Here is a 19,915-nt window from a genome sequence, read left to right on the forward strand (position 1 = left end):
ACTCCTGTGACCATCATCGAGAGCCCCCTCCTCACCGGCGACGTCTACTCCGCCGACTGCCCGAGCCGCGAGGTCTTCGGCCACGTCACGAGCAAGTGGGGCGTGCTCGTCCTCGCCGCCCTGGCCGAGCGGGGCCTGCGCTGGGGCGAGCTGCGGCGCCGGATCGGCGGCATCAGCGAGAAGATGCTGGCGCAGACCCTCCGCACCCTCGAGGAGGACGGCTTCGTGCACCGGGAGGCGCACGCCGTCATCCCGCCGCGGGTCGACTACGCGCTGACCCCGCTCGGCGCCGAGCTCGCCGAGCGGCTGCTGCCGGTCGTCGAGTGGATCGCGGACAACGTCGGCGCGGTGCTGGCCGCCCGAGACGCCCGCCGGAGCGACGAAGGATAGCCTCACCTTCTTGTGAGAACGTTCATATTCCGTTCAGGGAGAGGCCGCCGCTGAGCGGGATGCGCGTCCCCTCGCACTGGTCCACTCGATCGCACTGCCTGCCGATCGAAGGACCTCGCATGACCGACACCGCCCGCCGCCCGCTCCTCCTCCCCATGGCGGGGCACGTGCGCGGCAAGCGCAGCCCCGTCACCTGCGCCCTGAAGTGCGCGAACGCGTGCTCGACCGCCGCCTGCAACACCTCGCACAACAGCTCGTTCCGCGACATCGTCGCGCGCCAGATCTCGCGCCGCAGCGCGCTCGGACTGGGCCTGGCCGGCGCGGTCACCGTCGCCGTCGCCTCGGCCGGCGGCGCCCCCACCGCGGAGGCGGCTGTCGCCGACGCCGCGGTCGGCGGGTCCCCGCTCGCCTTCACCCCGATCGCCCCGGTGCCGTACACGGTCGACGAGTTCACCGTTCCCGAGGGCTTCGCCTGGCAGCCGATCATCCGCTGGGGCGACCCGCTCTTCGCCGACAGCCCCGCCTTCGACATCCGGAACCAGACCGAGGCGGCCCAGGCCGCGCAGTTCGGCTACAACAACGACTACACCGACATCGTCGAGATCCCCGGCTCGAAGCGCCTGCGCGCCCTGCTGGTCGTGAACCACGAGTACACGAACGAGTCGATCATGTTCCCGGCCGCGCAGCTCGAGGCCGAGCCCGAGCGCGTGCGCGCCGTCGGCCGCGCCGCCCACGGCCTCAGCGTCGTCGAGCTGGTCCGCACCGCCGTCGACCGCCCCTGGGCGTACGTCCGCGGCGGCGAGCACAACCGCCGCTACCTGCTGGACACCCCCTACGAGGTCACCGGCGCCGCGGCCGGCTCGGCGCTGCTGAAGACCGCCGCCGACCCCACGGGACGCTCCGTCCTCGGCACGCTGGGCAACTGCTCCGGCGGCACCACGCCGTGGGGCACGATCCTCTCCGGCGAAGAGAACTTCAACGGCTACTTCCGCGCCACCGCGACCAGCGACGCCGAGAAGCGCTACGGCCTGACCGACGCCGAGACCGCCCGCCTCTGGGAGCTCGACGACCCGCGCTTCGACGCCCGCACGCCCGGCTACGAGAACGAGCCCAACCGCTTCGGCTGGATCGTCGAATTCGACCCGTTCGAGCCGGAGTCGACCCCGAAGAAGCACACCGCGCTCGGCCGCCTCAAGCACGAGGGCGCGAACGTCATCGTCGCCCCCGACGGCCGCGTGGTCGCCTACCAGGGCGACGACGAGCGCTTCGACTACCTCTACAAGTTCGTCTCGAAGAAGCGCTACCTCGAGGGCGACCGCGCGCACAACAAGACGCTGCTGGAGGAGGGCGACCTCTTCGTCGCGAGCTTCACCGGCGACTCCCCCGTCGCCGAGATCACCGGCACCGGCGCGGTCCCCTCCGACGGCGGCTTCGACGGCATCGGCGCCTGGCTGCCCCTGGTCCTCGACGGCGCGTCGATGATCGCCGGCATGAGCGTCGAGGAGGTGCTCGTGCACACCCGCATGGCCGCCGACATCGCCGGCGCGACCAAGATGGACCGCTGCGAGGACGTCCAGCCGAGCCTGGTCAGCGGCCGGATCTACGTCGCCTGCACCAACAACTCCAACCGCGGCACCGAGGGCAAGGAGGGGCCGACCGAGGTCAACCCGCGCTCCGAGAACCGCGACGGCCACATCGTCGAGATCATCGAGGACGGCGGCGACCAGACCGGCCGCACCTTCACCTGGAACCTGCTGATGCTGTGCGGCGACGTCGCGCAGGGCGACACGGTCTACTTCTCCGGCTTCCCGGTCGACCAGGTCTCGCCGATCTCCTGCCCGGACAACCTCGCCTTCGACTCCGTCGGGAACCTCTGGATCTCGACCGACGGCGCCCCCAGCGGCATCGGCTACAACGACGGCCTCTTCAAGGTGGCGCTCGAGGGCGCCGAGCGCGGGCGGGTGGAGCAGTTCCTCTCGGTCCCGCGCGATGCCGAGACCTGCGGCCCGATCGTGCACGACCAGGACCAGCACGTGTTCGTGGCCGTCCAGCACCCGGGCGAGGAGGGCACCTTCGAGGAGCCCAGCTCGTACTTCCCGGACTTCGCTGCCACCGGAGCCCTCGCGGCCGGTGCCGTCGCGGCGCCGCGCCCGACGATCGTGCAGATCCTGCCGGCGTCGCAGCTCGTCACGCCGACGCCCACGCCGACCGCGGGGCCGACCACGGCGCCGACGGCGACTCCGACGGCCGGACCGACCGCGGTGCCGACGGCGGGGCCGACGACCGGACCGACCGCTGCGCCCACCGCGGCGCCGACCGCCGGGCCGACCGGGGTTCCGACCGTCGCGCCGACCGGCACGCCCGTCCCCCTGCCCGTGGGCGGCGGCGGCGGACTCGCCTCGACCGGTGTCGAGAGCGTGGGCCTCGTCGCCGGCGCCGCCGCCCTGCTCACTGCGGGGGCCGCCGCGCTGGGTCTGGGTGCGCGCCGCCGCGCGGCCGGCGCGGAGGCCGAGCCGGAGGCCTGATCGGGGACGCAGGTCCGTTGTGCAGGCGATCCGACGCTCGGCGGCGCACTCGACGCGGTGGCAAGAGCTTTCCGCGGCCGGTCGCCTGCACAACGGACGGGCGCCTGCACATCGGACTGACGCCTGCACAACGGACGGGCACCTGCACAACGGGGGCCTGAGGGGTGCGCTAGGTTGAGCGCGATGTCGACCCTCCGGAGCCGCGAGTCCGCGGTCATCGTCGCCGTGCAGCGCTCGCCGCTGGCACCGCCCCTGCGCCCGATCGCCCGCTGGCTCAGCTTCTTCGGCGAGCACGCCGCGGGCTGGCTGCTGCTGGGCGTGGTCGGTGCGTTCGCCGATCCGTCCCGCTTCTGGGCGTGGGCGCTCTGCGACGTCGCGATCGTCGTGGCGCACGGGCTGTCGATCGTGATCAAGCGCGTCGTCCGGCGGCCGCGGCCCCTCGGCGAGGGCGTCGAGGTGCGGGGGACGGCGCCGAGCAAGCTCAGCTTCCCGAGCTCGCACGCGTCCTCGACCACCGCGGCGGCGATCGTGTTCGCGGTGATGCTGCCCGCGCTCTGGCCGCTCGCCGTCCTCGTCGTGCTGGTGATGCTGCTGTCGCGCCTCGTGCTCGGGATGCACTTCCCGACCGACGTGCTCGCGGGCGCCGCGCTCGGCACGCTCGCGGCGCTGGCCGCGCTGCCGTTCCTCCCGCTGCTCTCGGCCTAGCTTCCGGCGCGGGGGCGTCTGCCGTCCGTTGTCCGATCTGCAGGCGATCCGCGCGCCTGTCTTCCGCGCCTCGCGGTGGAAGGCGCCTTCCGCATCGGATCGCCTGCAGATCAGACGGGAGGCTCAGAGGAGGCGGCGGGCCGAGGCCCAGGCGGTCAGCTCGTAGCGGGAGGAGAGCTGGAGCTTGCGGAGCACTGCGGAGACGTGGGACTCGACGGTCTTCACCGAGATGAAGAGCTCGGCGGCGGCCTCCTTGTAGGCGTAGCCGCGGGCGATGAGGCGCATCACCTCGCGCTCGCGAGCCGAGAGGCGGTCGAGCTCGTCGACGGACTCCGCCTGCTCGCCGCTGAGGGCGCCGAAGGCGTCGAGGACGAAGCCGGCCAGGCGCGGCGAGAAGACGGCGTCGCCGCCGGCCACCGCGAGGACCGCCCGGCTGACCTCGGCGCCGGAGCTCGCCTTGGTGATGTAGCCGCGGGCGCCGGCGCGGATGACGCCGACCACGTCCTCCGCCGCGTCCGAGACGCTCAGCGCCAGGAAGCGCACCGCGTCGAGGTGCGCGGCGCTGCGGCGCAGGACCTCGGCCCCGCCGCCGCCCGCGCCGCCGGGCAGGTGCACGTCGAGCAGCACGACATCCGGACACTCGGCCGCGACCAGCGCGACGGCCGAGTCGACGTCGGCCGCCTCGCCCACGACGTCGAGCTCGGGGGCGAGATCGGCGCGCAGGCCGGAGCGGAAGATGGAGTGGTCGTCGACCAGCACGACGCGGGTCACCGCTCGGCCCCCGCCGGCAGGCACAGGTGGACCTCGGTGCCCGAGCCGCCCGCTCCAGGCCGCACGGTCGCGCTGCCGCCGGCGCGCGCCATCCGGCCGACGATCGACTCGCGGATGCCGAGGCGGTCGCCGGGGAGTGCGCCGAGGTCGACTCCGGGGCCGCGGTCGCGCACGAAGACGTCGACCCCGGTGGCCGACGACTCGACATAGACCGAGACCTCGCCGCCCGCGTGCCGAGCCGCGTTGAGCATCGCCTCGCGGGTCGCGGCGAGCACGGGGGCGGCGCCCGGCACCGAGGCCCCCACCGCGACCACCTCGAGCGTCGCCGGCCAGTCGAGCTCGATCGCGGCGGCGATGGCGCGGATCTCGGCCGCCAGGTCGTTCGCGACCGGGACGTCGCGCTCGAAGAGCCAGTCGCGCAGCTCCCGCTCCTGCGCGCGGGCGATGCGGGCGACCTCGCTCGAGGCGCCCGCCCGGTTCTGGATCAGCGCGAGGGTCTGCAGCACCGAGTCGTGCAGGTGCGCGGCGATCTCGGCGCGCTGCTCCTCGCGCACCCGCGCCGCCCGCTCACCCATCAGCTCGGTCCACAGCGTGACGACCCGGGGCGCGGCGAGCACGCCCGCGGCGACCAGGAGGACGCCGACGGCCAGCACCGCGTTGACCGCGCTCGGGCGGGCCGTGAGCACGGCGGCCCCGGCGACGACGAGCACGGCGCAGGCGGCGAGGCGGACCAGGACGGAGGAGCGCGCCGAGCGCGAGGGGTCGCCGCGGTCGAAGCCCAGACTCCAGGCGACGGCGCCGCCCGAGAGCACCGCGACGGCGGCGAGCGCCCGGGTGACGTCGGCGTCGTCGCCTCCGCGCAGTGCGACCACGACCGAGAGCGTCGCGGCCCCGGCGACGCCGACGAGCAGCACGGCGACCGGAACGGACCGCCGCACACCGCCGGTCTGCGCACCGGAGTCCGGGCCCGCGTCGCGCAGGGGAACGAGCGCCCACAGCCACAGGTAGAGCAGCGCACCGCCGCCGCCCAGCAGCGTCGCGATGATCATGAGGAAGCGCACCGTCCCCGGGCGCAGGCCCAGGTGCTCGGCGAGCGCCGCGCACACGCCGCCGAGGACCATCCGGCGCGGGCGGCGCAGCGGAGGCCGTGCCGAGGCGGGCCGACCCGCGGACGATCGGCCCGGGGACGGCCGACGCCGCGGCGGGTGCGCCGCGGTGCTCGGGAGGGTTGGTGTGCTCACCCCTGCATCCAAACAGGTCGTCGGGGTCGCCGGGGCGGGAGTCGGGGTCGGATCAGGGGTTCCCCCGATGGTCGGCGGCTGTGGAGGAGGGTCACACTCGAGCCATGACAGCAGCGAGCACGACCCCGCCGGACCCGGCGCAGGAGACGGCGGGCGATCCGCCGACGCCGGACCCGACCGCCGGAGCAGGCGATCCCGGGAACGGCACCCACGGCCCCGGCGCCTCCGCACCCGGCCCCTCCTCCGAGAACCGCTTCCTCCTCTGGCTGCGCTCCCTCGATCTCGCCCGCCGGCCCGGCTGGGTCGGCGGCGTCTGCTCCGGCATCGCCGATCGCCTCGGCATCGACCCGCTGATCGTGCGCGGGATCTTCGTCGTGGTCGCCGTCCTCGGCGGCCCGGCCTTCCTCTTCTACGCGGCGGCCTGGCTGCTGCTGCCCGACGAGGACGGCGTGCTGCCGGTCGAGGAGCTGCTCCGCGGCCGCCTGACCCGCGTCCACGCCGGCATCGGCGCCCTGGTGCTCGCCTCGATGCTCCCGGTCGCGCAGGGCTTCTGGTCGCTCGGCGGCGCGTACACCGGGGCGGTGCCCTGGGCGCCCGCCACCGGTCGTGCCCTCTGGACGGTCGTCGTCCTGGTGCTCATCGTGCTCTTCGTGGTCTGGATCGCCCGCCGCTCGGGCCGCACCGACCCGGCGCCCCCGCCGCACGGCAGCCCGGAGGGACCCGGCGCCTCGACCGCCGCCTACCCCGCTCCCACCGGCGACCCGGCGAGCGCCGCTCCTCTCCTCCCCCCGCAGCGCCCGACCGAGGCGCGGCCCAGCACCCCGGAGGACCTCGCGCTGTGGCGCGAGCGCCAGGAGGAGTGGAAGGCCGAGCGGGAGGCGTTCCGCGCCCAGGAGAGCGCGACCGCCCGCGAGACGGCCCGGGCCCGAGCGGAGGAGTCGCGCCTCCGGGCCGCCGCGATCACCGCGGCGCGCCTCGAGCGGCGTCGGCTGCACCGCGAGGCGAACCCGCGGCTGCGGCGGAGCGTCACGCTGCTCGTGCTCGGCCTGGCCGCCGTCGCCGGCGCGATCGCGTCGCTCACCGTCTCCGGCTCGACCGCGACCGTTGTCGGCTTCAGCGTCGCGACCCTGGTGCTCGGACTCGCGATCGTGGCGGCCGGGCTGCTCCGCCGGCGCGCCATCCTCCTGATCGCGGTCTCGGTGATCACGGTGCTGACGGCCTCGACGGCGTCGCTCGTGCCGCCCGAGCGGCAGCTGCTGCCCCTCCTGAGCTCGTACGGCGTCTCGAACGCGACGCCCGGTAGCTACGCGATGCTGGCGGGCGACCTGCAGATCACGATCGACCCGGCGCTGGGTGCTCCGGGGGAGGTGATCGACGTCTGGCAGGGCGCCGGGAACATCACCGTCATGCCGATGGCCGGAGCGGCGGTCCGCCTCGAGGCGTCCACGGCGAACGGCTACTACTGGCTGACCACCGCCTTCGCCGACGGCGACGTGGGCTCCGAGCCGGAGAACGTCGAGTACAGCCGCGACGGAGCCACCTGGACGCAGACCTTCGGCGACCCGGACGCCGAGCCGGTCGTCGTCCGGATCGCGCAGGGCCGCGGCGGAGTCACCGTCTACGACCGGACCGCCGAGGACTCGACCAGCGGCGCCGCACTCGACCCGGACGGCACGGCGACCGCGGAGCCGACCTCGGAGGCGACCGCTGCCGCGACCGACCTCCCGACCCCGACGGACCCCGCCACCCCGACAGACCCCGGCAGCACGACCGGAACCGACAGCACGACCCCGACGGAGGCAGGACGATGACCGCGCAGAGCACCACCGCCACGCAGACCAGCACCGCCCCCGAGACCGCTCAGCGGCCGAGGATCCGCGCCGGCGCGGTCGTCTGGGGACTCGTCCAGGCCGTCGTCGCCGTCCTCCTGCTCCTCGTCGCCGCCGACGCCGGGCTGCGGACCGCCGTCGTCGACTGGGCGCTCTCGCTCGGCCCGGCCGGAGCCGCCGCGATCGCGATCGCCGCGCTGGGCACGATCGCCCTCCTGATCGGCCTCGTCCGGGTCCTCGACCGGCGCTGACGAGCGACAGCAGGGCAGGGAGGCGACCGACGTCGGTGGGGAGTCGGGTCTCGATACGCCCCTGCGGGGCTACTCGACCAGCATGCAGGTACGCCCCGGCGGGGCTGCTCGACCAGCATGCAGGCGGGCGTCTCCTCCCAGGAGATCGGGCCCGAGCCACGCACCCGCCCACCCGCAACCCCCCTAGGCCGAGGCCGGATACGAGCGCAGACTCGCCGTCCGGCCTCGACCGCGCGCGCGAGCGCCCGCGCACGGACAGGCGCCTCGCCCTCCCCGAGTCGAGACCGCCGATGCCCGACGCCGCCCGCAGGACGCTCTGATGGAGCTCGGCATCGCCGCCGTCATCAGCGTCGAGGAAGAGAACCGCTCCCGCTCTCGCGGCCATCGATGATGCTCATCGCGCGCCTCCGAGCCAGAGTCCTGTCGCTGCGGCGATGACGCTGAGGAGGAGCGTGCCGAGGGCGTTGGTGACGGAGGCGAGGCGGCGTCCTTCGGCGAGGAGGCGCACGGTTTCGAGGCTGGCGGTGGAGAAGGTGGTGTAGCCGCCGAGGAAGCCGGTGCCGAGGACGAGTCGCCACGGCTCGGGGGCGAGGCCTGCGAGGGCGAGGCCGGTGATCAGGCCGAGGAGGAGTGATCCGGTGACGTTGATGACGGTGGTGCCCCAGGGGTAGGCGCCGCCGGTGCGGGTTTTGATGAGCCCGTCGAGGAGGAGCCGTGTTGCGGCTCCGATTCCGCCGGCGAGGGAGAGCGCGAGGAACAGTGCGGGTGTCATGCCGGCACCTTCCTCTGGGTGCGTCGCCGGTGGAGTGCTGCGGCGAGGGCGATTCCGGTCCAGGACGCGAGGGCACCGAGGAGGACGGTGCCGAGCGCGTAGAGGGCGGCGGGTGCGGGGTGTCCTGTGGTGAGCAGGTGGGCGGTGTCGGTGGCGAGGGTGCTGTAGGTGGTGAAGCCTCCGAGCGCTCCGGTACCGAGCAGCAGCCGTGCGGTGCGGCGTCGGCCCTCGTCGCTGCCGGCTCTGGCGAGGCTCTCCAGGAGCACGCCGAGCAGGAGCGCGCCGACGATGTTGATGGCGAAGACGACGGTGTCGAAGGCGGGACCGGCGGGGAACGCGAGGGTCAGGCCCTCCCGCGCCCCGGTCCCGACCGTGCCGCCGGCGGCGACGAGGAGGAGGTACCGCAGGCGCAGGTGCACGGGTCGTGGCGTCCCGTCGGGGGCGTCGTCGACGTCGAGGTCGCTGTCGACCGGCAGCTCGGGGTCGGGGTCCGGGGGGCGGTGACGGTGGAGGTCATCGGTCACGAGGAGTGGGGCCTTTCGGGAGGGGGCGGGTCAGTGGGTGAGGCCGTAGTGCAGCGCGGGGTCGAGGTGCTCGATGTCGACGAGGCGGTTGTACTTCGCGACCCTCTCACCGCGCGCGGGGGCGCCGGATTTGATCTGCCCGACTCCGGTTCCCACCGAGAGGTCGGCGATGAAGGTGTCGAGGGTTTCGCCGGAGCGGTGGGAGACCATGCAGCGCATGCCGGAGTCGTGCGCGGCCGCGATCGCGTCGAGGGTGCCGGTGACGGTGCCGATCTGATTGGGCTTGATGAGTGCGGCGTTGGAGTAGCCGTTGCGGGCTCCGTCGCGGATGCGGTCGGCGTCGGTGACGTAGAGGTCGTCTCCCACGAGCTGCACCCGGTCGCTGATGGTGTGGGCGAGGAGGGCCCAGCCCTCGTGGTCGTCCTCGGCGAAGCCGTCCTCGATGCTGCGGATCGGGTAGTCGGCGATCAGCTTCTCGTAGTAGCGGGCGAGTGCGTCGCGGTCGAGGTCGGTGCCGGCGACGGTGTAGTGGCCGTCGCCGTGGAAGAAGCCGTTCGCGGCGGGATCCATCGCGATCGCGATGTCACCGGTGCCGGGCTGGTATCCGGCGTCGGTGATCGCTGCGACGAGGAGGTCCAGGGCGTCTTCGGGCCGGTCGATGGGGGGCGCGAAGCCGCCCTCGTCGCCGAGCCCGGAGGTGCCGTAGGCGGTGCGGACGCGGGCGGCGAGGGCGTGATAGATCTCGGCGCCGACCTGCACGGCCTCCTCCTCGGTGCCGGCGGAGACGGGAGCGATCATGAACTCTTGGAAGTCGAGGCCGTTCGCGGCGTGCGCGCCGCCGTTGATGACGTTGAAGTGCGGGACGGGCAGGGAGGCGGTCGCCCCGGTGTGATCGGCGATCCACCGGTGCAGGGGCAGGCCGGTGCGCGCTGCGAAGGCGCGGGCGGCCGCGATGGAGACGGCGACGACGGAGTTCGCTCCGAGGCGGGCGAGGTTCGCGGTTCCATCCAGTGCTCGCAGCGCTTCGTCGATCTCGCGAAGCGAGGTCCAGGAGTGCTCGAGCAGGAGGGCGCGGATCTCGCCGTCGACGGCCGCGACAGCGGAGCGGACTCCGCGTCCGCCGAACGCGGGGCCGCCGTCGCGCAGCTCGACCGCTTCGAACGCGCCGGTCGAGGCGCCCGCGGGGGCGGAGGCGTCCAGGACGGTGTCGTCGTCCAGACGCAGGGTGACAGCGACGGTCGGGAAGCCGCGGGAGTCGAGGATCTGCCGTGCGGCGACGTCGGTGATGACCAGCGGGTGTCCGGCGGGGTGGGTGACGTACTCGCCCGATCCGTGGATGCTGGTGCGGGTGTGGCTGATGTAGGCGTTCATCAGGTTCCTCCTTCGTGGGCGAGCGTGATCGCCGCCCGGTCGGCTCTTGCGGGGTCGAGGTAGCGTCCGCTCCTCGAGATCGGTGTCCCGGACGGCCCGGTGTCGTACAGGTACGGCTGACCGGTCGGGATGTTCAGATCGCGGACCGCGGCATCGCCGAGGTCCGCGAGAAGGGCGCGCAGCGCGCGCAGGGAGTTGCCGTGCGCGACGATGAGCACCGTCTCGCCCTCCTCGAGGGCGGGCAGGATGCGCTCCTCGAGGAGCGGCTGCAGACGGTGGACGACGTCGCGCAACGACTCCGTCTCCGTCATCGCCTCGGCCGGCTGCCCACGGAACGCCGCGGACCTGTGCAGCTGCGCGAAGGCGGCGGCGGACAGGGCAGGCGGGCGGACGTCCATCGACCGGCGCCACTCCAGGAAGGCGTCGGCCCCGTACTGGGCTCTGACGGCGCTTTTCGACAGGCCGGTGAGCGCTCCGTAGTTGCGCTCGTTCAGCCGCCACTGGGCCGCGACGATCCGCGGCCGCCCTGGAAGGGCGCCGGCGATGATCCGGGCCGATTCGGTGGAGCGTTGCAGGGTCGACGTGAGGATCAGATCGGGGTCGATCGATGCGTCCCTCAGTAGCGTCGCCGCCTGTCGCGCTTCGTCACGTCCGAGGTCGGTGAGGGGGACGTCGAGGACGCCGCAGAAGAGACCGTCGGCATTGCCGGTGCTCTCACCGTGGCGCACGAGGACGAGCGGGGGATGCGCGGGCATGGGTCACCTACCTGGTCTCTGATCGAGAAGGTAGGAACCATCAGCCTCGGCGGCAGTTCGAGCTCACGCTCGGGCGGGATCCATCGCCACTGCCGTCAGCCTACGCCCGCACCTCGGTCAGGACCAGGGCAGCGGCTCCGAATCATCGACCGGGGAGAGGGGGATCATGAGGACCGGCCGGTGCTGACGGTGAGCGAGACGGGCGCCGACGGCGCCGGAGAAGACCTCCTGCACGGTGCGACGCAGAGACGGCTCCTTCGTGCCGACAATGATCATGACCGCATCGACACGGTCCGCGAGCGTCGCCAGAGCGTGTGCAACGTCACCGGCCATCTGATGCGTCTGCCACGGGACACGGTCACCGATGATCCGGTCAAGCCGCTCGAGGATCGCAGGATCGAACGGATCCTCGCTGCTGTCGGCGGCATCCGAATCCAACGGCATCGACCGCTCGACCAGCGGATCCTCCCCGAACTGCCCGTCGATGACGTACCGGCCCGTGTCCACCTGCACGAACTCCAGCCGCCCCCCGAAACGCACGGCGAAGCGCAGCGCTTCCTGAATCACCGCTTCCGGCTGATCCGCCTGCACCCCGACCACGATCGCGTCCTCAGCCATCACGCGCACCTTTCCGATCCTCGTGCGCTCGGACGGAGAACAGTGACGCCGTACGGATCACAGCTGCTCCTATCTCCGCGCACACCACTGACAGAGATAGGGACTGTTGTCGACGTCGTCGAGGTTGGGTCCGGCGAGCCCCACCGCCGGAACGCACTGCGTTGATCTCAGTGTGCACCCGCGCCGCCCCGCCCGCACCTGCAGTCAGGTCGCCGCCGTCCGCTGGAGCCAGTGGAGTGTCGCAGATGCACTTCGGGCGACACCGGTGCCTTCCTCCCGGGTCTGGTCCCCGCCAGCTGCCCGCGCGTACACGCGCGGACGCTGCGGCGTATCCGAATCGGCTGCTACTGACCAAGCGCCTCGGGAACGAACGGCGGGATCACGCTCGACCCGACGATCGGGGTGTCGTCGAGGATGGCACGCGGTCGAACCGATCACCACGGAGACCACCGCGCGCGCGACGGTGAGAAGCAGCTCAGGCGCAAGGGGGTCTCGGATCGTCGTCGTCGCGGTTCACTCACTGCATGGATGGTCTGCCCTTCGTTGTTCTCGTCGTCATCTTTCTCGCCGCCGCCGCAGTGGTGTGGATCGCCGGCATCCAGTTGTCGAAGGCCACGGACGTTCTGGATGCGCGTCTGCACCTGGGGAGTGCGCTGGGCGGTCTGATCGTCCTCGCCGTCGCGACGAACCTGCCGGAGATCGCGATCACCGTGTCCGCCGCGCTCTCCGGGAACCTGGACGTCGCGGTCGGCAACATCCTCGGCGGCATCGCACTGCAGACCGTGGTCCTCGTCGTCCTCGACCTGTTCGGCAAGCGCGGAAAGGGTGCGAAGCCGCTCACCTACCGTGCCGCGTCCCTCACACTCGTGCTCGAGGGGCTCGTGGTCGTCGCGGTGCTCGCCGTCGTCATCGCCGGCAGTCAGCTGCCCTCCGGACTGGAAGTGCTGCGCCTGACCCCGGACGTCGTTCTCATCGCCGGCCTCTGGGTCGTGGGGCTGCTGCTCGTGCAACGCTCCGGCAAGCACCTCCCCTGGCACGAGGACGGGCGGGCCCCCGACGCGACAGCATCCCCCGCGAAGAAGAAGACGCACCCGATGAGCACACGCAAGGCGACCATCGTGTTCACGATCTCCGCCGCGGCGACCCTCCTCGCCGGTGTCGTGCTCGAGCGCGCCGGTGACGCAGCATCCTCGCAGCTCGGTCTCTCAGGGGTGCTGTTCGGAGCCACCGTGCTCGCTCTCGCCACCTCCCTCCCCGAGATCTCGACCGGGCTGCAAGCCATCAAGCAGGGCGACGACAACCTCGCCATCAGCGACATCTTCGGCGGCAACGCCTTCCTCCCCGTCCTGTTCCTCGTCGCCACCGTCCTCTCCGGCACCGCAGTCCTCCCGCAGGCGAACTCGTCCGACATCTACCTCACCGCTCTCGCCGCCCTGCTCACCCTCGTCTACATCGTCGGACTGATCTTCCGACCCACCCGGCGCATCGCCGGCATGGGAGTCGACTCGTTGATCGTGCTCGCGCTCTACACCGTCGGCATCGCCGGGCTCTTCGCCATCACCGCGAATTGACGTCCGTGCCGCCGTGTGCAGATCGACCAGATCGCTGCAGCTCGAGCAGACACGGCCGCTGGCGTGATCGGCGTTGCGACGAGCCGTGCACCGGTCAGCGCATCTCGTGCGCGATCTCCAGGAACGCCGCCGCGGACGACCCGATGCGATCGGACCAGATGGCGCGGAGGGGTCGCACGAGTGCTGGTCCGCGGAGGGGCACTCGTATCAGTGAGCGCGCGGCGAGATCTGCTTCGACGGTGAGGACGCTCATGACGGCGGGCGCGATGCCGGCGCGGGCGTTCGCTCGGATGATCGCCGTCGTCTCCAGGATCGCGGCGGGAGTCGTGGGTGCGAGCCCGGCGTCGTGGAGCCATGCTTCGAGGGTCGTCCGGGTGCCGGAGCCTTCCTCTCGTGTCAGCAGTGCGGTCCCGGCCAAGTCCTCGGCGCTGATACTCGCCGCGCGTGCCCAGGGGTGGTCCGGTGCGACGACGACAGCGAGTTCGTCCTCCGTGACCACGTGAGAGGAGAGCGTAGCCGTGGACGCCGGAGTCTCGACGAATCCGAGCTGCGCGGCACCGGATCGCACGAGCTCTGTGACCGTGGCTGAATTGCCGGCGATCAGCTGCACACTCACCTCGGGTGTGCGCTGTCGGAATTCGAGGAGCCAGCGTGGGAGCAGCAGTTCGGCGATGGTCTGCGACGCCGCGAGGACCAGTGAGCCGGTCGGCTGTCGCAGTGCTGCCGCGCCCGCCTCGAGGCGGCGGGACGCCTCGAGGACCGGGCCGGCCAACTCGAGCACGAGCCGGCCCGCGTCGGTCATCAGGGACCCGGTCGGAGAGCGGCGCACGAGCGGCTGCCCGATGGCGCGCTCCGCGACCCGCAGACGCGCCGAGACGGCCTGCTGGGTGACGCCGAGGGCTTCGGCAGCGCGGGAGAGCGAGCCCGCCTCGGCGATGCGTTCGAGCACCTCCAGCGTGTCGAGATCCAGGATCCGGTCCGTCAATCGCCGCGTCGCCACAAGCACTCATTGTGCCCCGCCAACACGATCGCTGTATCGGCTGGTGCCGGCGATGTTCAGGCTGGAGTCATGACAACCTCTTCCCTCGCCCGCGCATCTTCCTCGATCGGGCATCCTCCGCGGTCGAGGCGCTTGTTCCGGGAGCTGGAGCATCCGGGACTGATCGTGTCGAACCTGACGCCGAACTGGTTCGCGTCGATCATGGGCACCGGCATCGTCGCGGTCGCCGCCGCGTCCCTGCCACTCCAGTTCCCCGGGCTGCGGACCGGGGCCACCGTCGTCTGGGCGATCGCCGCGCTGCTGCTCGTCGCGCTGACGGTCGCGACCGGGCTGCACTGGGTCCGCTACCGCGCTACAGCGGTGAGGCACCACCTGAATCCGGTGCTCTCGCACTTCTACGGCGCGCCGCCCATGGCGTTTCTCACCGTCGGCGCGGGAACCCTCCTCCTCGGCAAGGACTGGATCGGCGTGCCCGCCGCTGTCGCCATCGACTGGGTGCTCTGGACCGCGGGGACTCTCGGCGGGCTGGTGACGGCGGTCCTGGTGCCCTACCTCGCGTTCACCCGGCATGAGAACAAGCCCGATTCGGCGTTCGGCGGCTGGCTGATGCCGATCGTTCCGCCGATGGTGTCCGCTTCCACCGGCGCACTGCTGCTGCCGTACGCGCCCGCCGGGCAAGCGCGGGAGACGCTCCTGTGGTCCTGCTACGGCTTCTTCGGCCTCAGCCTGGTCGCGTCGCTGGTGGTGATCACCCTGATCTGGAACCGGCTCGCGCAGCACAAGGTCGGAGCGGCGGGGATGGTGCCGACGCTGTGGATCGTCCTCGGTCCGGTCGGACAGTCGATCACCGCTGTGAATCTGCTCGCCTCGAACGCGCCCACCGTCGTCGACGCCGGCACGGCGCGTGCGCTGCTGGTCGTGGCTCTGGTGTACGGCTTCGCGATGCTCGGCTTCGCACTGCTCTGGACCGTCATCGCCCTCGCGATCACCCTCCGCACCGCGAAGGAGCACCTGCCGTTCAGCCTGACGTGGTGGTCGTTCACGTTCCCCGTCGGCACCTGCGTCACCGGACTGAACGGCCTCGCCCTGCACTCCGGTCTCACGGTCGTCGCCGGCCTCGCCGTGCTCTACTACGTCGGCCTGGTCGCCGCGTGGATCTTCGTCGCCGCCCGCACCTTCCACGGTTCCGTGATCCGCGGCACCCTGCTCGCACCACCGCGACCGGCCTGACCGGGATCGAGGACCATCGTGGACATCCGAACCCTGAACGCCCTCGCCGAGACCTGGCGGAGTACCGCGGACGCGACCGGACGCTTCGTCCCGGGCTTCGATCCCCGCTCCGGCGGCACCGCCAGTCGCGTCCTGGTGCTGATGCAGTCACCCGGCCCTCGGACGATCGCCGCGGGATCCGCTGCCGTCTGCAGTGAGGACAACCTCGGGCCCACCGCCGCCGCGTTCCGGGCGGCCCGCATCGAGTCCGGACTCTCCCGCGACCACTACCTCCGATGGAACCTCATCCCGTGGGAGATCCCTGGCCGCGTCCGCCCCGCGGACATCGAGCAGGGCAGGCTCGCGCTCGGGGAGCTGCTGGAGCTGCTGCCCGCGCTCGACGCCGTCGTCACCTACGGGACCGTGGCGCTCGACGGGGTCATGCGCTACCTGACCCTGCACGATGATCCCCGTGTCGTCCCCGTCCTCGCGGCACCGCACCCCTCACCGGCCAACGGACGTCACCGCGCCGACCAGCACCTCCGCTCCGTGAACGCGCTCCGCCTCGCGAATCGTCTGGGATCCGGTCGGCGACTCGCGGACTGACGGCACTGAAGGCAGACGTCCGCGGCTCGGTCGGCACCGGTCCTCGTGACCGATGGGGCGCTGATCTCAGACGGTCCCCGTCCTCGGACCGCTGACGGGAACGACCTGGTCGTCCACGACGTCGACGGTGTACGCCGCGCCGTGCTCGAGCGTGTGGCCGACGGTGCACTGACGGTCGACCGCCCGGCGGGTGCGCTCGGACAGTGAGGCGATCCGCTCGGGATCGAGCGCCGAGAGGTCGGCGCGGATCACGGCGGTGATCGAGTCGTAGCGGTCCTCACCCTCGGGCTTGGTCGCGGTGATGTCGGTGGTCGCTTCGAAGTCGGCTCCGAGGCGGCTGGCGAGGAGGTGGTCCGAGGAGAGCATGCCGCAGGCGGCGAGGGCGAGGTGCAGCAGCTCGCCGGGCGAGAACACGCCGTCGGCGTCCGACCCGCCGATGCGGACCTCGGCTCCTCGCGCGTTGCGGCCGATGAAGCTTCTCGGGCCCTCGCGGGTGATGTGCAGCGGCGTGGTCTCGGTGCTCATGGTCTGCTCCTGTCCGGTGTCCGCGGCACCGCGGGCAGTGTCGGTGTCTCCTGCGGGTGGATGGTGTCTCAGGTGTCGGTGCGGACGAGGGGGGTGTTCGTGCCGCGGACCCTGATGTCGACACCGGTGATCTCCGACCGGGCGATGCCCGTGGACGCCGCCAGGTCGACGGCGCGCTGCCCGGCCGCCGTCCAGGTGGCGACCGTGATCGTGCTGCCGTCTGTGCGGGTGATCACGAGTTCGTACTCCGCGCCGGCGGGCGCGTCACCACTGTAGGTGCAGCTCCACTCCAGCCGGGTGCCCCACGGCTTCCCCTCGACCTGGATGTCCGCAGCGAGAGCGGGATCGGCCGCGATCGGGTCCATCGGTTCCAGGGTCGCCTCGCTCGCCACGGGAGCGCCCGCGATGCCCGTGCCGAGAGCGACGCCTCCGAAGACGGAGGCGGTGACGGCGGCCGCGACGGCGAGGGACGTCACGAGCCGGCGCCGACGTCGGCGCGTCCGGACACGGTGGGCGATGGCGGGCAGCGTCACCAGGGAGGGCGGCGCGTCCTCGCCGTCGTCCGATGCGCTGATGGCGAGAGCGTCCTCGACGGAGAGGCGACCGACGATGCCGGGCAGTCCTGCCAGCTCTGCCACGGCCGCGCGGCAGGCCGCGCAGCCGCTGAGGTGCTGCTCGTACTCGAGTCGCTGACCCGCGGGGAGAGCGCCGAGGACGTAGGACGCGTCCCAGTCGCGGTACTCGTCCTCCGTCGCAGAGCTTCCGTGGTGGTCGTTCATCGGGTGACGCCCCTTTCCTGCAGAGCCAGTCGCAGTCCGCGCAGTCCGTAGTGCAATCGGGATTTCGCTGTTCCCTCGGGGATGGAGTGCCGGCGGGCGATCTCGGGGACGGTGTGTCCGAGGAAGTACGCGTCCACCACGATCTGACGATGCTCCACCGACAGCGATGCGAGAGCGTCCGCGACGAGGATGCTGTCCAGGACCGCGTCGGTGCGATCGGGGACGGCGCCGCCGCCGTCCTCGTCCTTCGCCGGCACTTCGCGTCGACTCCGAGCGGAGCGGGCGTCGTCGATGACGAGGTTGCGGGCGACGGTGAACAGCCACGCGCGCGCGGCGTCGGCGTCGCGTTCGAGGACCTGCGGGCGCTGCCAGGCCCGGACCATCGTCTCCTGCACGACGTCCTCCGTCAGCGCCGCGTTCCGAGTGAGGTTCTGCACGAAGCGCCGCAACGCCGGGCCGTGACTCTCGTACAGCGCGGCCAGGAGCTCATCGACGGGGCGGGGCACAGTGCTCACCGCCTCGAAGCGCCACGGCGCGCTCCCTCATCTCGGTTGCTGCGATCACTGCCGGTCATCCCTTTCCGTCCTTGCCTGTCGAGAACCGGCGACCCGTCCGGGCGATGCGCTTCGCTGCGCGCGGGGACGGGTCGCCGTCGCATCAGGACGCCGGGGTGGCGGTGCTCATGGCCGCGGCTTCCTTGTTCATCGTGCCGTCAGGGAGGAGGACGTACCAGGCGTCCTTCACACCCTGCCCGTTGACCTGGCCCGGCGCGGTGTCCTTCGCGAACCGGTAGACCGGCCATCCGTCGACGGTCAGCTGGGTCGTCCCGTCGGTGCGCGTGATCGAGCCGACCTCTCCGGTGATCCCGTCCGCGGCGGTCGTGCTGGACGCCGACACGGCCGGCCAGGTCGTGGCGCACTCGTCGTAGCAGCTGCTGCTGCCCGAGTTCTGCGTGTCCTTCGTGAACGTGTAGACGGTGGAGCCGGCCTCGTCCGTGATGATCTCGCCCAGCGGCGAGGACGCCGTCGTGAGAGCCGCCGTCTCAGCGGAGGCGGTCGCGGTGGCGGAGGCCGTCGCGGTGGCGGAGGCCGTCGCGGTGGCGGAGGGGCTGTCGGCCGGCGCTTCCGACGAGGCGGCCGAGCCGGCGGCCGTCGAACATCCGGCGAGAAGGACGGCGGCGAACGCCGCAGTCGTCACAGTGGTCGCGATTCGCTTGAGCATGATGCCTCCTGTAGTGCGGGGGCCGAGGTGGTCCCACCGAGGACACGACACAGCAGTCGCGGACGTTCAACGAGGCGAGAAGATCGCTGGGACGCTGCTGATCCAGGGCAGCACCCTGCCGCTGCTCATCCGCGCCACCGGGATCCGCGGGGTCGACGTGCCGGAGGACCAGCGCGAGCTCGCGGGCCTGCTCGACGAGATCACCGAGAAGGCGCTCGCGGTCCCCGAGAAGCCCGGCGAGGTGGTCGAGGGCGTCGACGACGTCGATCCCGCGGCGGACCCGGCGCGACGCCCGACCCGCGACCTCAGCCCGCGGTCGTCCGCGTCATGATCGCGACGACGAACAGTGCCGCCCAGAGCGCGCCGCAGACCAGCAGCCGCAGGTTGCCCAGCACGATGTCCTCCGGCGCCGACGCCCGCCCGCGCTCGATGTCGAGGGCGTAGAGGAACAGCGCCGCACCGAACGGCACCACCGACGCCATCGACCAGAGCGAGTTCTCGCCGTTGATGAACAGCGCCCACAGCGCGTAGGAGATCATCGTCAGCGACGCGGCGACCGACCAGATGAAGCGCAGGTAGCCCGGCGTGTAGACCTTGAGGGTCGAGCGGGTGTGGCTCTCCTCCTTGCCCTCGCTCTGCAGCTTCTCGGAGTAGCGCTTGCCCGCGACCATGAACAGCGAGCCCGAGGACACCGCGAGCAGGAACCACTGCGTCAGCGGGATGTCCGCGATGGCCGCGCCCGAGATCGCGCGGAGCACGAAGCCGCCCGCCACGATCAGGATGTCGATGACCGGCTCGTGCTTGAGCCAGAGGCAGTACGAGATCTGCATCACCAGGTAGGCGGCGAGCGTCGCCGCGAACCAGGTGAAGCCGAGCAGGAAGGTGACCAGCACCGGCACGATCATCAGCACGAACGCGGCCGGCCAGGCGACCTTCAGCGGCAGCGCGCCCGAGGCGATCGCGCGGAAGCGCTTCTTCGGGTGCACGCGGTCCGACTCGACGTCGAGGAGGTCGTTGAGCAGGTAGCCGCCGGAGGAGGCGAGGCTGAACGCGATCACGCCGATGACGGTCGCGACGAGGATCTCGGGCTCGAGGATGCGCGCGGCGGCGACCGGAGCGGCCAGCACCAGGACGTTCTTCAGCCATTGGCGCGGGCGCATGGCGGCGACGAGTGCGCGGGCGGTGTTCACGACGTCTCCCTCTCGGGGGAACGGGGCCTGGAGCGGCCGGATCGGGCGGGATCGGGGTGACG

At 72.1% G+C, this 19,915-nt stretch carries 22 protein-coding genes and 1 riboswitch; of the genes, 9 read left to right on the forward strand and 13 right to left on the reverse strand.

Translation table 11 applies throughout. From position 1 onward, the window contains the following. Positions 1 to 6: 6 nt before the first annotated feature. From MT351_RS04930 to MT351_RS04940, 3 genes are all read left to right on the forward strand, one after another. A complete protein-coding gene (locus MT351_RS04930) occupies positions 7 to 390 on the forward strand; it encodes a helix-turn-helix domain-containing protein (protein ID WP_243581413.1) in 384 nt (127 codons plus the stop codon). 119 nt (positions 391 to 509) lie between these two features. Further along, the gene (locus MT351_RS04935) at positions 510 to 2,915 is read left to right on the forward strand and encodes a PhoX family phosphatase (protein WP_374204749.1); all 2,406 of its coding nucleotides are present in this window, start codon (positions 510 to 512) and stop codon (positions 2,913 to 2,915) included. A gap of 183 nt (positions 2,916 to 3,098) precedes the next feature. Next, the gene (locus MT351_RS04940) at positions 3,099 to 3,620 is read left to right on the forward strand and encodes a phosphatase PAP2 family protein (protein ID WP_243581414.1); all 522 of its coding nucleotides are present in this window, start codon (positions 3,099 to 3,101) and stop codon (positions 3,618 to 3,620) included. Between the two features lie 123 nt (positions 3,621 to 3,743). On the opposite strand, the gene MT351_RS04945 is transcribed toward MT351_RS04940, so the two are convergent. Continuing rightward, positions 3,744 to 4,391, reverse strand: a complete 648-nt coding sequence (locus tag MT351_RS04945; protein ID WP_243581415.1) for a response regulator transcription factor — start codon at positions 4,389 to 4,391, stop codon at positions 3,744 to 3,746. Further along, positions 4,388 to 5,632, reverse strand: a complete 1,245-nt coding sequence (locus MT351_RS04950) for a PspC domain-containing protein (protein WP_374204750.1) — start codon at positions 5,630 to 5,632, stop codon at positions 4,388 to 4,390. Before MT351_RS04950 ends, MT351_RS04945 begins: the two co-directional genes overlap by 4 nt. Before the next feature lie 104 nt (positions 5,633 to 5,736). On the opposite strand from MT351_RS04950, the gene MT351_RS04955 reads away from it, so the two are divergent. Beyond that, a complete protein-coding gene (locus MT351_RS04955; RefSeq protein ID WP_243581417.1) occupies positions 5,737 to 7,443 on the forward strand; it encodes a PspC domain-containing protein in 1,707 nt (568 codons plus the stop codon). Beyond that, positions 7,440 to 7,712, forward strand: coding sequence for a hypothetical protein (locus MT351_RS04960; RefSeq protein WP_127887872.1), 273 nt, complete (start codon positions 7,440 to 7,442; stop codon positions 7,710 to 7,712). Before MT351_RS04955 ends, MT351_RS04960 begins: the two co-directional genes overlap by 4 nt. 394 nt (positions 7,713 to 8,106) lie before the next feature. On the opposite strand, the gene crcB is transcribed toward MT351_RS04960, so the two are convergent. The 5 genes from crcB to MT351_RS04985 all read right to left on the reverse strand — a co-directional run bounded on the left by crcB (position 8,107) and on the right by MT351_RS04985 (position 11,752). Beyond that, complete coding sequence (crcB, locus tag MT351_RS04965; RefSeq protein WP_243581418.1) at positions 8,107 to 8,484, reverse strand: fluoride efflux transporter CrcB; 378 nt, start codon at positions 8,482 to 8,484, stop codon at positions 8,107 to 8,109. Further along, positions 8,481 to 9,008 (reverse strand): CrcB family protein, encoded by a 528-nt coding sequence (locus MT351_RS04970; protein ID WP_243581419.1) that lies wholly within the window; start codon positions 9,006 to 9,008, stop codon positions 8,481 to 8,483. Before MT351_RS04970 ends, crcB begins: the two co-directional genes overlap by 4 nt. Positions 9,009 to 9,038: 30 nt before the next feature. Then, complete coding sequence (gene eno, locus MT351_RS04975) at positions 9,039 to 10,379, reverse strand: phosphopyruvate hydratase (RefSeq protein WP_243581420.1); 1,341 nt, start codon at positions 10,377 to 10,379, stop codon at positions 9,039 to 9,041. Then, the gene (locus MT351_RS04980) at positions 10,379 to 11,134 is read right to left on the reverse strand and encodes a 2,3-diphosphoglycerate-dependent phosphoglycerate mutase (protein WP_243581421.1); all 756 of its coding nucleotides are present in this window, start codon (positions 11,132 to 11,134) and stop codon (positions 10,379 to 10,381) included. The genes eno and MT351_RS04980 overlap by 1 nt, the downstream gene beginning before the upstream one ends. A gap of 24 nt (positions 11,135 to 11,158) precedes the next feature. Continuing rightward, a riboswitch (Fluoride riboswitch) is annotated at positions 11,159 to 11,231 on the reverse strand. 20 nt (positions 11,232 to 11,251) lie between these two features. Further along, positions 11,252 to 11,752 (reverse strand): universal stress protein, encoded by a 501-nt coding sequence (locus MT351_RS04985; protein WP_132437357.1) that lies wholly within the window; start codon positions 11,750 to 11,752, stop codon positions 11,252 to 11,254. Positions 11,753 to 12,276: 524 nt separating this feature from the next. On the opposite strand from MT351_RS04985, the gene MT351_RS04990 reads away from it, so the two are divergent. Continuing rightward, complete coding sequence (locus MT351_RS04990; RefSeq protein ID WP_243581422.1) at positions 12,277 to 13,323, forward strand: sodium:calcium antiporter; 1,047 nt, start codon at positions 12,277 to 12,279, stop codon at positions 13,321 to 13,323. A gap of 94 nt (positions 13,324 to 13,417) precedes the next feature. On the opposite strand, the gene MT351_RS04995 is transcribed toward MT351_RS04990, so the two are convergent. Further along, positions 13,418 to 14,272: a LysR family transcriptional regulator gene (locus MT351_RS04995; RefSeq protein ID WP_243581423.1), complete on the reverse strand. Its 855-nt coding sequence runs from the start codon at positions 14,270 to 14,272 to the stop codon at positions 13,418 to 13,420. A 216-nt stretch (positions 14,273 to 14,488) separates the two neighbouring features. Between MT351_RS04995 and MT351_RS05000 the strand changes: the two genes are divergently transcribed. Together MT351_RS05000 and MT351_RS05005 are read left to right on the forward strand one after the other, a co-directional pair. Further along, the gene (locus MT351_RS05000) at positions 14,489 to 15,553 is read left to right on the forward strand and encodes a TDT family transporter (protein ID WP_243581424.1); all 1,065 of its coding nucleotides are present in this window, start codon (positions 14,489 to 14,491) and stop codon (positions 15,551 to 15,553) included. A gap of 18 nt (positions 15,554 to 15,571) precedes the next feature. Next, entirely contained in the window at positions 15,572 to 16,138 is a 567-nt protein-coding gene (locus MT351_RS05005; RefSeq protein ID WP_243581425.1) for a uracil-DNA glycosylase family protein, read from the forward strand. A 66-nt stretch (positions 16,139 to 16,204) separates the two neighbouring features. On the opposite strand, the gene MT351_RS05010 is transcribed toward MT351_RS05005, so the two are convergent. From MT351_RS05010 to MT351_RS05025, 4 genes are all read right to left on the reverse strand, one after another. Next, a complete protein-coding gene (locus MT351_RS05010; protein WP_243581426.1) occupies positions 16,205 to 16,663 on the reverse strand; it encodes an OsmC family protein in 459 nt (152 codons plus the stop codon). A gap of 68 nt (positions 16,664 to 16,731) precedes the next feature. Then, entirely contained in the window at positions 16,732 to 17,442 is a 711-nt protein-coding gene (locus tag MT351_RS05015) for an anti-sigma factor (protein ID WP_243581427.1), read from the reverse strand. Continuing rightward, positions 17,439 to 17,948, reverse strand: coding sequence for a sigma-70 family RNA polymerase sigma factor (locus MT351_RS05020; RefSeq protein WP_056865923.1), 510 nt, complete (start codon positions 17,946 to 17,948; stop codon positions 17,439 to 17,441). Before MT351_RS05020 ends, MT351_RS05015 begins: the two co-directional genes overlap by 4 nt. Before the next feature lie 151 nt (positions 17,949 to 18,099). Beyond that, complete coding sequence (locus tag MT351_RS05025) at positions 18,100 to 18,663, reverse strand: hypothetical protein (RefSeq protein ID WP_243581428.1); 564 nt, start codon at positions 18,661 to 18,663, stop codon at positions 18,100 to 18,102. Between the two features lie 13 nt (positions 18,664 to 18,676). Between MT351_RS05025 and MT351_RS05030 the strand changes: the two genes are divergently transcribed. After that, on the forward strand, positions 18,677 to 18,994 hold the full coding sequence (locus MT351_RS05030) for a hypothetical protein (RefSeq protein ID WP_243581429.1): 318 nt from the start codon (positions 18,677 to 18,679) through the stop codon (positions 18,992 to 18,994). Here the strand turns inward: MT351_RS05030 and MT351_RS05035 are convergent. Continuing rightward, the gene (locus MT351_RS05035) at positions 18,969 to 19,853 is read right to left on the reverse strand and encodes a decaprenyl-phosphate phosphoribosyltransferase (RefSeq protein WP_243581430.1); all 885 of its coding nucleotides are present in this window, start codon (positions 19,851 to 19,853) and stop codon (positions 18,969 to 18,971) included. The two genes, MT351_RS05030 and MT351_RS05035, sit on opposite strands and share 26 nt — an antisense overlap. Positions 19,854 to 19,915 lie beyond the last annotated feature (62 nt).

Source organism: Rathayibacter sp. VKM Ac-2926 (genome assembly GCF_022815565.1).
GTDB classification, from domain to species: Bacteria; Actinomycetota; Actinomycetes; order Actinomycetales; family Microbacteriaceae; genus Rathayibacter; species Rathayibacter festucae.

Bases quoted from the DNA above. Each gene is read 5' to 3' on its own strand.
- MT351_RS04935 (WP_374204749.1), top strand. From the start codon at position 510: ATGACCGACACCGCCCGCCGCCCGCTCCTCCTCCCCATGGCGGGGCAC.
- MT351_RS04940 (WP_243581414.1), top strand. From the start codon at position 3,099: ATGTCGACCCTCCGGAGCCGCGAGTCCGCGGTCATCGTCGCCGTGCAG.
- MT351_RS04955 (WP_243581417.1), top strand. From the start codon at position 5,737: ATGACAGCAGCGAGCACGACCCCGCCGGACCCGGCGCAGGAGACGGCG.
- MT351_RS04960 (WP_127887872.1), top strand. From the start codon at position 7,440: ATGACCGCGCAGAGCACCACCGCCACGCAGACCAGCACCGCCCCCGAG.
- crcB (WP_243581418.1), bottom strand. From the start codon at position 8,484: ATGACACCCGCACTGTTCCTCGCGCTCTCCCTCGCCGGCGGAATCGGA.
- eno (WP_243581420.1), bottom strand. From the start codon at position 10,379: ATGAACGCCTACATCAGCCACACCCGCACCAGCATCCACGGATCGGGC.
- MT351_RS04980 (WP_243581421.1), bottom strand. From the start codon at position 11,134: ATGCCCGCGCATCCCCCGCTCGTCCTCGTGCGCCACGGTGAGAGCACC.
- MT351_RS04985 (WP_132437357.1), bottom strand. From the start codon at position 11,752: ATGGCTGAGGACGCGATCGTGGTCGGGGTGCAGGCGGATCAGCCGGAA.
- MT351_RS04990 (WP_243581422.1), top strand. From the start codon at position 12,277: ATGGATGGTCTGCCCTTCGTTGTTCTCGTCGTCATCTTTCTCGCCGCC.
- MT351_RS05010 (WP_243581426.1), bottom strand. From the start codon at position 16,663: ATGAGCACCGAGACCACGCCGCTGCACATCACCCGCGAGGGCCCGAGA.
- MT351_RS05015 (WP_243581427.1), bottom strand. From the start codon at position 17,442: ATGAACGACCACCACGGAAGCTCTGCGACGGAGGACGAGTACCGCGAC.
- MT351_RS05025 (WP_243581428.1), bottom strand. From the start codon at position 18,663: ATGCTCAAGCGAATCGCGACCACTGTGACGACTGCGGCGTTCGCCGCC.